This window comes from uncultured Actinobacillus sp. (assembly GCF_945915845.1).
In the GTDB taxonomy this organism is placed as follows: Bacteria; Pseudomonadota; Gammaproteobacteria; order Enterobacterales; family Pasteurellaceae; genus Exercitatus.
Map to the genome: position 1 here is coordinate 42,862 of NZ_CAMEFX010000002.1, position 13,829 is coordinate 56,690.

General features: G+C 43.0%; 13 protein-coding genes. 2 read left to right on the forward strand and 11 right to left on the reverse strand.

Annotated elements, in window-relative coordinates:
• Positions 1-12 precede the first annotated feature (12 nt).
• The 3 genes from mrcB to erpA are packed head-to-tail and all read right to left on the reverse strand — an operon-like array spanning position 13 to position 3,184.
• Positions 13-2,430: a penicillin-binding protein 1B gene (gene mrcB, locus Q0O89_RS01185; protein ID WP_293729975.1), complete on the reverse strand. Its 2,418-nt coding sequence runs from the start codon at positions 2,428-2,430 to the stop codon at positions 13-15.
• 33 nt (positions 2,431-2,463) lie between these two features.
• The gene (locus Q0O89_RS01190; protein WP_293730040.1) at positions 2,464-2,832 is read right to left on the reverse strand and encodes a YacL family protein; all 369 of its coding nucleotides are present in this window, start codon (positions 2,830-2,832) and stop codon (positions 2,464-2,466) included.
• 10 nt (positions 2,833-2,842) lie between these two features.
• Positions 2,843-3,184, reverse strand: coding sequence for an iron-sulfur cluster insertion protein ErpA (erpA, locus tag Q0O89_RS01195; RefSeq protein WP_135709786.1), 342 nt, complete (start codon positions 3,182-3,184; stop codon positions 2,843-2,845).
• Positions 3,185-3,312: 128 nt separating this feature from the next.
• Here erpA and map point away from each other — a divergent pair, with 128 nt between their 5' ends.
• Together map and glnD are read left to right on the forward strand one after the other, a co-directional pair.
• Positions 3,313-4,116, forward strand: coding sequence for a type I methionyl aminopeptidase (map, locus tag Q0O89_RS01200; RefSeq protein ID WP_135709787.1), 804 nt, complete (start codon positions 3,313-3,315; stop codon positions 4,114-4,116).
• Positions 4,117-4,175: 59 nt separating this feature from the next.
• The gene (glnD, locus tag Q0O89_RS01205; RefSeq protein ID WP_293729976.1) at positions 4,176-6,722 is read left to right on the forward strand and encodes a bifunctional uridylyltransferase/uridylyl-removing protein GlnD; all 2,547 of its coding nucleotides are present in this window, start codon (positions 4,176-4,178) and stop codon (positions 6,720-6,722) included.
• Positions 6,723-6,813: 91 nt separating this feature from the next.
• On the opposite strand, the gene cueR is transcribed toward glnD, so the two are convergent.
• The 8 genes from cueR to rsxA form a co-directional block, all read right to left on the reverse strand.
• Positions 6,814-7,212, reverse strand: a complete 399-nt coding sequence (gene cueR, locus Q0O89_RS01210) for a Cu(I)-responsive transcriptional regulator (RefSeq protein ID WP_293729977.1) — start codon at positions 7,210-7,212, stop codon at positions 6,814-6,816.
• Positions 7,212-7,847, reverse strand: a complete 636-nt coding sequence (nth, locus tag Q0O89_RS01215) for an endonuclease III (protein WP_293729978.1) — start codon at positions 7,845-7,847, stop codon at positions 7,212-7,214. Before nth ends, cueR begins: the two co-directional genes overlap by 1 nt.
• Positions 7,844-8,494 carry an electron transport complex subunit E gene (locus Q0O89_RS01220; RefSeq protein ID WP_293729979.1) on the reverse strand — a complete coding sequence of 217 codons (651 nt, stop codon included), beginning with the start codon at positions 8,492-8,494 and terminating at the stop codon, positions 7,844-7,846. The genes nth and Q0O89_RS01220 overlap by 4 nt, the downstream gene beginning before the upstream one ends.
• Before the next feature lies 1 nt (position 8,495).
• Complete coding sequence (rsxG, locus tag Q0O89_RS01225) at positions 8,496-9,080, reverse strand: electron transport complex subunit RsxG (protein ID WP_293729980.1); 585 nt, start codon at positions 9,078-9,080, stop codon at positions 8,496-8,498.
• A gap of 11 nt (positions 9,081-9,091) precedes the next feature.
• On the reverse strand, positions 9,092-10,171 hold the full coding sequence (gene rsxD, locus Q0O89_RS01230; RefSeq protein WP_293729981.1) for an electron transport complex subunit RsxD: 1,080 nt from the start codon (positions 10,169-10,171) through the stop codon (positions 9,092-9,094).
• Positions 10,172-10,354: 183 nt separating this feature from the next.
• Positions 10,355-12,631: an electron transport complex subunit RsxC gene (gene rsxC / locus Q0O89_RS01235; RefSeq protein WP_293729982.1), complete on the reverse strand. Its 2,277-nt coding sequence runs from the start codon at positions 12,629-12,631 to the stop codon at positions 10,355-10,357.
• Positions 12,631-13,203, reverse strand: a complete 573-nt coding sequence (gene rsxB, locus Q0O89_RS01240) for an electron transport complex subunit RsxB (protein WP_293729983.1) — start codon at positions 13,201-13,203, stop codon at positions 12,631-12,633. Before rsxB ends, rsxC begins: the two co-directional genes overlap by 1 nt.
• Before the next feature lie 4 nt (positions 13,204-13,207).
• Positions 13,208-13,789: an electron transport complex subunit RsxA gene (gene rsxA / locus Q0O89_RS01245; protein ID WP_293730041.1), complete on the reverse strand. Its 582-nt coding sequence runs from the start codon at positions 13,787-13,789 to the stop codon at positions 13,208-13,210.
• Positions 13,790-13,829: the final 40 nt, after the last annotated feature.

Here is a 13,829-nt window from a genome sequence, read left to right on the forward strand (position 1 = left end):
ATTTCCACGAGATTATCTTGCAGGCTGTGCCTCTTCGATGATTGACGGTGATTTAGGTTTGTTATCCAATACATCCCACAGACTTTCAGCTTTTGTCGCAGACGGTGTTTCTGTTGATTGCGCCGGTTTGCTTGAATTCACTGCGGGGGATTCATTTATTGCATCAACAGGTTCACTACCTGCACAGAAGTTTTGGTTTTTATCAATCCAAACGGGAATATTACGTACAGGGCTTGCGCAGTTCCAACTGCCGTAGCTATTAATCCCAATCATTTTGATAGCTTGTGGTTTTTCAGGTTTAAAGGCTTTTATGTTAGCGCGAGCAAGGTAGTTTTTATATAAGTGTAGCGCGCCACTTGCCCCGGTCAGTTTTGTGTCACCATTATCATCCCGCCCCACCCAAACGGTTGTCACGTGTTCGCCATCAACGCCCACAAACCAAGTATCACGAGCGTCATTGGTGGTGCCTGTTTTGCCGGCTAAATGTAGATCCGCATAGTCGTTCATTAGACTACGTCCCGTGCCACGTTCCACCACTTGTTGCATGGCATAAAGGGTTTGGTACGCGGCTTCTGCGGGTACAACTTGTTCAGGTTGTGTATTATGTTGATACAACACCTTCCCTTGGCGGGTCGTGATCGTATCAATCGTAGTGAGCTGAATTTTTCCTCCATTATTGGCAATGGTTTGATAGAGCTTCGTCACATCATAAGGCGAAATGGAATAAGAGCCCAATAAGGTTGCCGGCACATGTGGGATTTTCACTTTATCCCAACCCATGGCTTTTTGGGTGGCAATCACTTCTTTCAAGCCCACTTTCATCCCAATATTGACCGTTGGAATATTAAGCGAACGCGCTAAGGCATCTACTAACATAACCGAACCGCCATAATGGCGATCATAGTTGCGCGGTTGCCACGGTGGGCTGCCTTTTACTGTAATGGTAATCGGTTGGTTGTTAATTGGCGTATTTAAACGGAACTTATCAGGGTGTGAAAGTGCGGTTAAATAAACCGATGGTTTGACTAATGAACCAATTTGACGCTGCGCCATAGTCGCACGGTTAAAACCTGCGTAGTTGATTTGAGTTCCCCCCACAATGGCGCGGATTTCCCCATGTTTGTAATCAGCGATTACCATCGCCGATTGCAAGGCAGGGTTTTTCGTTTGAAGCTGTAATTCTGCGGTGCCATTTACGACCGCTTGCTCCGCATAACGTTGTTGGTTTGGATCAAGGGTTGTAAAAATTCGCGCGCCTAATAATTGGTTATCGCGCTGTTCCCCTAGGTTTTCACGCAATTCACTTTGTAATGTCTGAATAAATGCAGGGTAGTTGCGAGCAATATTTCCTTTGGTTTGAACGCCAAGGGGACGTTTGCTTAGGGTTTGGTAAAGCTCTTCATCAATCATTTTATGCTCAACCATTAAACGCAAGACCACATTACGGCGTTCAAGGGCGAGAGCAGGATTGCGCCAAGGGTTGTAAAGGGATGGGCCTTTTACCATACCCACCAATAAGGCAATTTGATCAAGACTGATTTCGCGCACAGAATGGCCAAAATAAAAATGGCTGGCGAGTTCAAAGCCATGAATCTGCGAATCCCCATTTTGACCAAGATAAATCTCATTGAGATAGGTTTCTAAAATGGTGTTTTTTTCATAACGAAAATCCAACATGATTGCCATAAAGGCTTCGTTGATTTTTCGTGTTAAAGAGCGTTCATTACTTAAAAACAGGTTTTTAACGAGCTGTTGTGTCAGTGTACTTCCACCTTGCACTGTATGTCCGGCACGGAAGTTGGTGTACATGGCTCGCGCAATACCTAATGGGCTAATGCCACCATGTTCATAAAAACGGCGATCTTCCGTTAAAATTAAGGCATCAATCAACAAACGAGGGTATTGTTGCAACGGGATCGCTAAACGTTCTTCTTTATCTTCATCAGATTGCAACATGGCAATGAGTTTGGGTGCGAGACGAAATTCAGGCACGGTTTTTACCGTAACCAAATCTTCAATCGTGGCTAATTTGCCTTGAGCAAAACGCAGGCGTAACACCCGTTGTGGTTCCGCGCCTGTTGGAAATGGAAATGAGCGGCGTAATAAAACAATGGTGCCATCTTCAATTTTGAAATCACCGGGGGCGGCGATTAGGGTCGTTTGACGGTAGTCATTATCCAGTAAAATTTGTTTGATCTGTTCCAGCGACAGCTTATCTTCAACGCGGATACTTTCAATGCGGCTATAAACTTCCGCCGGTAATCGCCAAATTTGCCCATCCATTTTGGCACGAATTTGTCCGTCTAAATAAATGCCGTAAAAGGTCGCTAACGCAGCCGCGGTTAAGGCAAATTTTGCTGCAGTGCCTTTCCAGGTTTTATACCATGGTTTTGTCAGGTGAGTATGATCTTTATTTGCTTGTGCTGACATGGTTGCTCATATTCCTAAAAAAATAACCGCACTTTAGCGGCTATGAATAAAATCCTGATAGGCGAGAAGAAAATGTTCAAAGTCTTCTAAGCCGCAAAATGCGATGCTTTCTTCATCGTAATAGTGAAAATCCGGTTCGAGTTCATCGCTAGCGGTAAAGGCTAAATTATTCGCTCTGACCATGACTTCATCCGCATTAATAAACAAGCTGTATTCTTTGCCAATTAATGTCATGTCTTGTTCGCAAAGATGTTTTTTGGCTTGTTGAATAGCATTAAGTGCGGTGGAAATTAACTGAGAATTATGGGGTAATTCTGTATTAAACCAATTTGCCACGGCAATATGTTCCATTGAACATTTTGCCATCACATTGCCCTGAAAGTGTGTAAATTGGAAATCCATAGCCTGAAAATTAGATACTAAATGATGAACCGCAACCACAAGTGCTGGAAGCATTTGGGTTTTGTACTACAAAACGCGAACCTTCTAAACCTTCTGTGTAATCTACCGTTGCGCCAATTAAATATTGCAAACTCATTGGATCAACTACTAAATTCACGCCTGCGTTTTCTACGGTTAAATCCCCATCGTTGACTTTTTCATCAAAAGTAAAACCGTATTGGAAACCGCTACAGCCACCGCCGGTAATATAGACGCGTAATTTTAAATTGGCATTTTCTTCTTCTGTAATTAATGCTTTCACTTTGTTTGCGGCGGCATCAGTAAAATTAAGGGGAACTGAAATATCTGTCATAATGTGCTTTCCTATAAAATCTGTCATAAATAGCGGTTTATTATCCAATAACCCACAAGAACGTTCAAGGATATTTTCGCCTATCCTGCTTATATGATATGATACGCGGACATTTTTAAGGAGAGTTTATGAGTATTCCATTAAGAAACGAAGAAGAAATTGTAAAATTACGCGAAGCCTGCCGATTAGCACAAGATGTATTGGTGATGATTGAACCCTATGTGAAAGCAGGGGTGAGCACAGGCGAACTCGATCGTATTTGTCATGATTATATGGTGAATGTGCAAGGCACCATTCCTGCTCCATTGAATTATCACGGTTTTCCAAAAGCTACGTGTATTTCAATCAACGAAGTGGTGTGTCACGGCATTCCAAGCGATGACCGTATTTTAAAAGACGGCGATATTCTCAATATTGATGTGACGGTGATTAAAGACGGTTATTACGGCGATAACTCAAAAATGTATATTGTCGGCGAGCCACCCATTCGCAGCAAAAAACTCGTGGAAGCAGCGCAAGAAGCCCTTTATGTAGGATTGCGTGCCGTGAAGCCCGGTGTGCGTTTAAATGAAATCGGCAAAGCCGTACAAAAATACACAGAAAGCCAAGGTTTTAGCGTGGTACGCGAGTATTGCGGACATGGTATTGGTACCGAATTCCATTGCGAACCCCAAGTGTTGCATTATTACGCCGATGATGGTGGTGTGATTTTGCAAAAAGGTATGGTCTTTACCATTGAGCCAATGATTAACGCAGGCAAAAAAGAAACCCGTTTAATGGGCGATGGTTGGACGGTGAAAACCAAAGATCGTAGCCACAGCGCACAATATGAACATCAAATCGTGGTGACAGACAACGGTTGTGAAGTGATGACCATTCGCGAAGAAGAAGAAAAAGCCGGCCGTATTTCACGTGTTATGGTGAATGTGTAAATACTAATGTATCAGGGTGAGAGTAGCTATTCTCACCCTGTTTTTTTCAGGAAATCCAAATGCTTACCGCTCAAAATATCAAATCCCAAAAAGACACGCTCAAACAAACTGAGTTAGCCCATTTTCTGCAAGCGGATGTAAATCAGTTAATTTCTGACCGCACTTTATTCTGTGACAATTTGCTGAAACAGCTTTGGGCGCAGTTTGAATTGGATAATTCAGATTTAGCGTTAATTGCCGTGGGCGGATATGGGCGTAAGGAAATGTTTCCAATGTCGGATCTTGATTTTCTTATTTTGAGCGAACAGAAAAATTCCCCTGAAATTGAGCAAAAAGTGAGTGCGTTTATCCAGTTTTTGTGGGATTGTGGTTTTGATGTGGGGGCATCAGTGCGGACATTGGCGGAATGTGATAGTGAAGGGCGGCAGGATATTACCATTGCCACGAATTTGCTTGAAAGCCGTTTGTTAATCGGTAACGAAAAATTATTTGAAAAATTGACCGCACTTTTATGGCAACCTGATTTTTGGGATCGTGAAACTTTTTTTAACGCCAAAATTCAAGAAAAAAATGCGCGTTATGAACGCTATCATAATACGAGTTATAACCTTGAACCCGATATTAAATATAGCCCGGGCGGTTTACGGGATTTGCATCTTATTTATTGGATCGCTTTACGCCACACCAATGCCTTAACCTTGGAAGAAATTTTGCAATCGGGGTTTATTTATCCTGAAGAATATGAGCGTTTGCAGCAAAGCCAGCAATTTTTATTTAAAGTGCGGTTTGCTTTGCATTTAATTTTGAAGCGTTACGACAATCGCCTGTTATTTGACCGTCAAATTAAAGTGGCGGAATTACTTGGTTTTCACGGAGATAAAAATCAAGGCGTGGAAAAAATGATGAAACAATTTTTCCAAGCGTTACAACAAATTTCCAGTTTAAGCGATATTCTCACCAAACATTATCGCGAACATTTTCTCACTCCGATAAAAGCCACTGACATTATCCCTTTAGATGCGCATTTTGGTTTGCTGAACCATGAAATTGTGCTTTTAAATGAGCATATTTTTATGGAGCAACCCGATACCATTTTAGATTTATTTGCCCATTATACTCAACAGGCGCAAGCGGAAATTCATTCGGCAACCTTGCGCAAATTATATTCTGCATTAAGTCAGATCAACGAGCCATTAAGTTCATTCCCTTTAGCACGAGAGAAATTTTTACGTTTATTTAATCAACGAAATGCCATTGCACGCGCGATTTCGCCTATGCACAAATATGGTGTGCTCACCGCTTATTTACCCCAATGGAAAGCCATTGAAGGCTTAATGCAATTTGATCTTTTTCACCAATATACGGTGGATGAACATACGGTTCGTGTGTTGCAAAAATTGGAAAGCTTTTTAGACGAAAGCCAGCAAGAACAGCATCCTTTGTGCTCGGTCATTTTCTCTCGCAATTCTGACCGCACTTTACTTTATATTGCCGCGTTATTTCATGATATTGCGAAAGGACGAGGCGGTGATCATGCTCAATTGGGGGCGGTGGATGTGGCAGAATTTGCCCGTTTGCATGGGTTTGATAATCGTGAAATAGCGACCTTGGTTTGGCTTGTGGAAGAGCATTTATTAATGTCCGTGACAGCTCAGCGGCGCGATATTCATGATCCCGAAGTGGTGATGCATTTTGCGGAACAAGTACAGAATAAAGTGCGGTTAGATTTGCTGATTTGTTTAACAGTGGCAGATATTTGCGCCACCAATAGCACCCTGTGGAATAACTGGAAGCGAGCGTTATTTGCCGGCCTTTATGAATATACGCGTCAACAATTTAATCAAGGGATGGATTCTCTCTTAGATACGGCGGAACAAGTGGAAGAAAACAAAAAACGCGCGTTGGATTTGTTGCAATCTCAAGGTTTTATGGACGATGTTATGCCGCTATGGATGCGTTGTTCCGATGATTATTTTTTACGTAACACGCCGAAACAGCTCGCTTGGCATGCGACCTTGTTGGCGGATTTTTCCGAGGATATTTTAGTTAAAATCAGTAATCGCTTTTCTCAAGGCGGGACAGATATGTTCCTGTATTGTCAGGATCAAGTGCAACTATTCCATAAAGTCGCCGGCACCGTTGCAGCGAAGAAATTGAGCATTCATAGCGCGCAAATTAGTACCAGTTTAGATGGTTACGTATTGGATACTTTTGTTGTGACAGAATTGAATGGGGTTGCTTTAAAAAACCATCGGCGCCGTGAATTAGAGCAAGCGGTGACAGACACCTTGCGTACAGGAAAAACGCCGAAGGTGAGTTTGTTAGGCAATCAAAAACTGCAACATTTTAGCGTAAAAACGGAAGTGCGCTTTTTGGATAACAATAGACGGGATCGCACAGAAATGGAATTATTCGCTTTGGATAAAGTCGGGTTGCTGGCTGAAGTCAGCCAAATTTTCGCGGAATTAGAACTGAATTTGTTGAATGCCAAAATCAGTACCATTGGTGAAAAAGCGGAAGACTTTTTTATGTTAACCAATAAAAACGGCATGGCATTAACGGAAAGTGAAAAACAAGCATTAAAAGCACGGTTAAGTTGTTTGTAGTTTTCGATGTTATCTAGCACTTGCACAAGATGGTTGTTGAGCTTGTCGAAACGTAAGTCTTGTGCAAGTGCTACACTCATATCAATATGAGTTAACCACAACATTTCCCACTTAATCCCTCAATAATCGGGCAATGTTTGCTATCATCCCCAGGGCATTGGTTGGCTAGATCGGTGAGTAATGTGCGCATAGATTGTAATTGCTTGATTTGGTTGTCAATTTCAGCGATACGAACCAAAGTTCGGGATTTTACATCGGCACTGCGGCGGTGGGGATTTTTATAAAGCTCTAATAAATCCTTACATTCAGACAAAGAAAATCCTACTTGGCGGGCTTGATGTAATAAGTTGAGTTCTTCGATGTGGGTTTGATTGTAGGTTCGATAGCCATTAGCCGCGCGCGCAGGCGGGGTAATGAGCCCCTTTTCTTCGTAAAAACGAATGGCTTTGGGGGTTAAATCTGTGCGTTTTGCTACTTCATTAATGTTCATTACACATCCGTTTTTTCTTTGAATTCACACAAATCTTCAATAATACAAGAACCGCAGCGTGGTTTTCGGGCAATACAAGTATAGCGACCGTGCAAAATTAACCAATGATGTACGTCCACTTTAAATTCCGCAGGAACGACTTTAAGCAATTTATTTTCCACTTCCACCACATTTTTACCGACCGCAAATCCGGTACGATTGGCGACACGGAAAATATGGGTGTCCACGGCAATGGTCGGGTGCCTGAAGGCCGTATTTAACACGACATTAGCCGTTTTGCGCCCCACGCCGGCCAAGGCTTCTAACGCCGCGCGATCTTCCGGCACTTGGCTGTTATGTTTTTCAATCAGATCCTTACAGGTTTTAATAATATTTTCCGCTTTGCTGTTAAATAAGCCAATGGTTTTAATATATTCTTTCAAACCGTCCACACCCAAGGCATAAATAGCTTCGGGGGTATTGGCAACAGGGAATAATTTATCCGTGGCTTTATTAACGCCTTTATCTGTTGCTTGCGCCGATAAAATCACCGCAATCAACAATTCAAAGGGCGAACTAAAATTTAATTCCGTAGTTGGATGGGGATTGTTATCGCGCAAACGCGTCAGAATTTCAATGCGTTTTTGTTGATTCATGATTTACGCGACTCCAAAACGTTTTTTACCGCTAAGATAATACCCAAGCCAATAAATGCGCCAGGCGGTAAAATAGCAAGCAACAAATTACTGTCATTATGGAAAAATTCAATACGGAGTGATTTTGCCCAATCGCCGAGTAATAAATGAATACCGTCAAACAACGTACCGTTGCCGATAATTTCACGCAATGCCCCTAACAGGAATAAACTCAGGGTCATGCCCAACCCCATGGCGAAACCATCAAATGCCGCGTGCATAACGCTATTTTTAGACGCAAAGGCTTCGGCTCGCCCAATCACGATACAGTTGGTCACAATCAGCGGAATAAAAATCCCAAGGGATTGATAAAGGCTGTAAGTATAAGCATTCATCAATAATTGCACCGCGGTTACCGTAGTGGCAATAATCATCACGTAAATAGGAATGCGGATTTCATGGGGAATTTGCCGGCGGAAAAGGGAAATCATGGTATTGGTACAAACCAACACCAACAAAGTCGCCAAACCTAAACCGAGCGCGTTGGTAGCCGTGTTGGATACCGCCAATAACGGACAAAGCCCGAGTAATTGTACGATAGTCGGGTTATTGCGCCATAACCCTTGGCGGAGTAACTCACGCCAAATGGAAGAGTGTTTTTCTGTCATATTATTGTTGCGTATTTAATATTTCTAATGCGGAACGTTTAACTTGATTAACAATAGCTCGCGGTGTAATAGTTGCACCGGCAAATTGATCAAACTTGCCACCGTCTTTTTTCACTGCCCAATCTGCTAAATTGTCTTGGCTGATTTTTTTATGGTTGAAACTTAAAATCCAGTTAGAAATTCGGGTTTCAATTTTATCGCCTAAGCCTGGCGTTTCTTTGTGTTCTAATACACGTACACCTAAAATTTCTCCTTCTACGGTCATTCCAAACAGCAACCGAATATTGCCTGAATAACCATCCGGCGCAGTGGCTTCAACAACATAAGCATTGATTTTGCCTTGTAGAAGTGCGGTACAAATTTTATCAATTTCTCGCGAATCAGGCGTTTTACAATTTGCCATAATGTCATTATCGTAATAATTTGAAGGCAATATTTCAGCGAGCAATGCTTGCTGTTGCTTGGCAACGGCTTCATCAATTTTTCCTTTGGTTAAGAAATAGATACCACTCGAAACGCCGGTACAAAGTAAGGCAACCAAGGCAAGTAAGGCACCGTATTTTGCGGAGATTTTACTGATATTCATCTTAACGCTCCTTATTTCAAACCATAACCTGTCACTCTTGGACGTGTGTATTGATCAATCAGTGGTACACAAATATTGGCTAATAACACCGCAAAAGCTACGCCGTCAGGGTAGTTGCCGTAAAAGCGAATAATGCCCACGAGTACACCTGCCAGCAATCCAAAAATCCATTTCCCACGCGGTGTAACCGGCGCTGAAACAGGATCTGTTGCAATGAAAAAAGCCCCAAACATTGTCGCGCCACTAACTAAGTGAAAAAAAGGATTGGTGCCAAATGCCGAGAGGAAATAATTAACACCGCTCATGATAAAAAGCGCGGTCAAAAATGCCACTGGAATTTGCCAATGAATGATCTTTTTCCAAATAAGGAAGAGCCCACCAATGAAGAAAGCTATATTCACCTGCGCCCAACCCATTCCCTCTAAGGTTTCTCTTGAACCCAGCGGAAGAATATCCGCAAAAATGGGGGAATGGCTGATTGCGGTCAGCGAGCTAATACCCGCGTTAAAACCTGTTTTTATTGCATCCAATGGTGTGGCAGAACTCACTGCGTCAATAGAGGTAGTGAGTTGGGTTAAGCTAAACCCATCCGTTGTAATACCTGAGAAAATCAGGCTCAAACTATCAGAAAATGTCGGCGGTTCGTTCAATAAGGCAATAGGCGGCATCCAATTGGTCATTTGCACAGGAAATGAAATCAGCAATACCACATAACCGACCATTGCCGGGTTAAAGAGGTTTTGTCCTAATCCACCATAAACTTGTTTACCCAATATTACAGCCACGAATACCCCAATTACCACCACCCAATAGGGGGCGTAAGGAGGGATCGCCATTGCTAAAATCAGTGCGGTCAACACAACACTAAAATCACGGACATAAAAGAAAGTCGGCTTTTTGCGTAATTTTGTGACCATTAATTCCAACAGCAATGCCACGGTAATGGCTACGGCACTTTGAACAAGCACACCAAAACCGAAATAGTAAATCTGTGTCGCCAATGCGGGCAACATGGCAAATATCACCCAGAGCATAATCCGTGCAGTAAGTTTACCTGAATGAATATGGGGTGAACTGGTTAATTTAAACATTAATTTTCCTTATTTTTGTCAATATGATGTAGTCATCGTATAAAGCTAAAATGGCGATTGGTGAGCTTGTCGAACCATAAGCTATTTTAGCAAAATTGCACAAGACTGACGTTTCGACAATCTCAACGACCGTGGTTCGACAAGCTCACCAACCGTCTTGTGCCGCCATACTACATGATATTGTTATTTACTAGCCAGCTGTGCTGCCTTTTTTGCTTTTGCTCGAGCAATCGCCGCTGCCACCACGGCCTTTTTCGGATCCCTTTCTTGCGTGGTTTCAGGTTCAGAAACAAGGGGATTTTCAACCACACTTTGCGTAGATTGCGGTGTGCCTTCCGTGTTTTGTTGTAACGCGGCTTTTTTAGCTTTGGCGCGTGCAATCGCAGCAGCCACTGCGGCCTTTTTCGGATCCATTTCTGGCGTGGTTTCAGGTTCAGAAACAAGGGCATTTTCAACCGCACTTTGCGTTGATTGTGTGTTTTCCGTATTTTGTTGCAACGCGGCTTTTTTGGCTTTGGCGCGTGCAATCGCAGCAGCCACCGCGGCCTTTTTCGGATCCCTTTCTTGTATGGTTTCATGCACGGTTTCAGGTTCAGAAACAAGGACATTTTCAACCGCACTTTGCGTTGATTGTGTGTTTTCCGTATTTTGTTGCAACGCGGCTTTTTTGGCTTTGGCGCGTGCAAGAGCGGCGGCAACTGCCGCTTTTTTCGGATCAAGTGTGGTTGAATTTTCTACTGTTTTTTCCGTTTCAGGGATCGAACCGCAAGCACCATTTGTCACCCTTGAATGGTCTAATTCTTGTTGGCGAGCAAGGCGGCGCGCTTTGCGTTGTGCTATTAACTCTTTGTTATCAGGCAAGGTTTCGCCATTTTTGCCGATAATGGTTTTGATTTTTGCCTCGGTATGCACTGTTGCTGCTTCGCCTGCTTTTTTCGCTTTTAAACGTTCCAGTGCGGCTTTTACCGGATCTTCCCCTTGAGTTGCGGCAATTTCTTCACGTCTAGCTGCAGCGGCACGTTGGCTACGCGCTTGGCGTGCTTGGGCTTCTTGCTCAAGACGTGCTTGACGCGCTTCAAAACGTATTTTCGCTTCTTCCAATTTCTTTGCCTTATCAGCGATTTCCCAAATTTTAGCTTTTTCTTGGCGGAAATATTGAATTAAGGGGATATGGCTTGGGCAAACATAAGCACATAAACCACATTCAATACAATCCATAATATTTTGCTTTTTCGCATTGTCGTGGTCTTCCGCCCGTGAATACCAATACATTTGTTGCGGCATTAAATGCACAGGGCAAGCATCCGAACAGGCAGAGCAGCGAATGCAAGATTGTTCTGTTGCTAGCGGATCATATTCAAAATGATCGGGTGCAAGTAGGCAGTTGGCGGTTTTGGTCACAGGTGCCGTTAAGTCCGGCACCATTAATCCCATCATTGGTCCACCCACAAAAACAGGAAAACGCGTATCGGCTTGGTAACCTACATTTTCCAGTAAGAAATGAATCGGAGTGCCAAAACGAACCCATTGATTACCTTTGTGTGGGATTTTGTCGCCTGTCAGTGTGACGACACGCTCGATAAGCGGCTCATCATTGATAACAGCACGTTTAATAGCAAAAACCGTACCGACATTTTGCATGAGTACGCCGATGCTCGATGAACGTTGGCCGCTTGGTACTTCCATACCTGTTAAAATTTGAATTAATTGTTTTGCCGCCCCTGAGGGGTATTTGGTTGGAATGACGCGAATATCAATATCATTCGCTCCACGCAACGCATTTTTTAATGCTTGGATGGCCTCAGGTTTATTGTCTTCGATGGCGATAACCATTTTTTCAGGACGCAAGATATAACGCAAAATACGACAGCCTTCGATAATTTCATCGGCATAATCACGCATTAACCGATCATCACAAGTAATATAGGGTTCACATTCTGCGCCGTTAATAATCAATAATTTGACTTTATTTTGTGCCGCATCGATTTTCGCGGCAGTGGGGAATACTGCCCCTCCCAGCCCGGCAATGCCGGCGTCATAAATCTTTTGAATAAGCTGTTCAGGGGGGCATTGCAAAAAGTCTTCCATAGGCGATTGCTCGCGCCATTGATCCAAACCATCCGCTTCAATATGAATAGATAATTCAGATAAACCTGAAGGGTGCGCGGCAACGTGAGGGGCGATGGCTGTAATTTTACCTGAAGTTGGCGCGTGAATAGGCAAGGCACGCAAGCCATTACCTTGAGTTAAGGCTTGTCCTTTAAGTACCTTATCACCCACATTGACTAAAATATTACCCGCACTTCCGGCATGTTGTTTTACCGGCACATAAAAATGCGTAGCCAAAGGTGCACGTGTAATGGGCGTTTGGTTAGATTGTGATTTCATTTCAGGCGGATGAATTCCCCCTGCAAAATCCCAAAGTTTACCTGTGTTGTAGCGGCTAATTACATCGGTCATTATTTTTCTCCTTCCGCTACGGGTTCAATATTTTTAACAGGGATAATATGGGTAGCCATTTTCCAATCCCAATTATCTAAATTTTGTTCCACTTTCTTCATGGAAATACAATCCGTTGGGCAAGGGGCAACACAAAGTTCACAGCCGGTACACAGTTCGGGAATAACTGTGTGCATGGCTTTATTTGTCCCAATGATGGCATCCACAGGGCAAGCTTGAATACATTTTGTGCAACCAATACACATATTTTCATCAATAAATGCAACTTTAACTTCAGGTTCTTCTGCCCCATCCATTGTTGGCACATCTACACCTAAAATTTCTGCAATTTTGACTACCGTGGCTTGTCCACCCGGAATACATTTGGTGATTTCATCGCCATTAACAATAGCCTCTGCATAGGGTTTACAACCCGGATAACCGCATTGGCCACATTGGCTTTGAGGCAAAATGGCATCAATTTTTTCAGCCAAGGGATCTGCTTCTACTTTGAGTTTCACAGAAGCGAAGCCTAAAATTGCCCCGAAAATCAAAGCAAGTATAGCAATTGATAGGAGTAAAGTATAAATCATCGCGTTAGACTCTCACTAATCCGGCAAATCCCATAAAGGCAAGGGACATTAAACCTGCAGTAATGAGCGCAATAGACGCGCCACGGAATGGCAACGGAATATCCGCTCCCGCCAGACGTTCACGCAGAGAAGCAAATAACACTAAAACCAAAGCAAAACCTAGGGACGCGCCAAAACCGTAAATCACAGATTGCACTAAATTATGGGCAAGATTGATATTAAGCAAAGCCACCCCTAACACCGCGCAGTTGGTGGTAATTAAGGGTAAGAAAATCCCCAGTAAACGATAAAGGGTTGGACTGGTTTTATTGATCACCATTTCGGTAAATTGCACCACAACGGCAATGACCAGAATAAAGACCAACGTGCGCAAAAATTCTGCATTGAGCGGCTTTAATAAATAAGCGTCAACAAGGTAGGCACAAAGGGATGCCACTGTTAACACAAACATAGTCGCCAATCCCATTCCAATGGCGGTATCCACTTTTTTAGATACCCCCATAAACGGACAAAGCCCTAAAAATTTCATCAACACAAAGTTGTTGATCAGTGCGGTGGAAATGATAAGTAAAATATATTCCATAATAACCAATAAACCGAAAATCGCGAGACAAAGATAAACGCGT

Coding starts and splice junctions, on each gene's coding strand:
- mrcB (WP_293729975.1), bottom strand. CDS start 2,430: ATGTCAGCACAAGCAAATAAAGATCATACTCACCTGACAAAACCATGG.
- Q0O89_RS01190 (WP_293730040.1), bottom strand. CDS start 2,832: ATGGATTTCCAATTTACACACTTTCAGGGCAATGTGATGGCAAAATGT.
- erpA (WP_135709786.1), bottom strand. CDS start 3,184: ATGACAGATATTTCAGTTCCCCTTAATTTTACTGATGCCGCCGCAAAC.
- map (WP_135709787.1), top strand. CDS start 3,313: ATGAGTATTCCATTAAGAAACGAAGAAGAAATTGTAAAATTACGCGAA.
- glnD (WP_293729976.1), top strand. CDS start 4,176: ATGCTTACCGCTCAAAATATCAAATCCCAAAAAGACACGCTCAAACAA.
- cueR (WP_293729977.1), bottom strand. CDS start 7,212: ATGAACATTAATGAAGTAGCAAAACGCACAGATTTAACCCCCAAAGCC.
- nth (WP_293729978.1), bottom strand. CDS start 7,847: ATGAATCAACAAAAACGCATTGAAATTCTGACGCGTTTGCGCGATAAC.
- Q0O89_RS01220 (WP_293729979.1), bottom strand. CDS start 8,494: ATGACAGAAAAACACTCTTCCATTTGGCGTGAGTTACTCCGCCAAGGG.
- rsxG (WP_293729980.1), bottom strand. CDS start 9,080: ATGAATATCAGTAAAATCTCCGCAAAATACGGTGCCTTACTTGCCTTG.
- rsxD (WP_293729981.1), bottom strand. CDS start 10,171: ATGTTTAAATTAACCAGTTCACCCCATATTCATTCAGGTAAACTTACT.
- rsxC (WP_293729982.1), bottom strand. CDS start 12,631: ATGACCGATGTAATTAGCCGCTACAACACAGGTAAACTTTGGGATTTT.
- rsxB (WP_293729983.1), bottom strand. CDS start 13,203: ATGATTTATACTTTACTCCTATCAATTGCTATACTTGCTTTGATTTTC.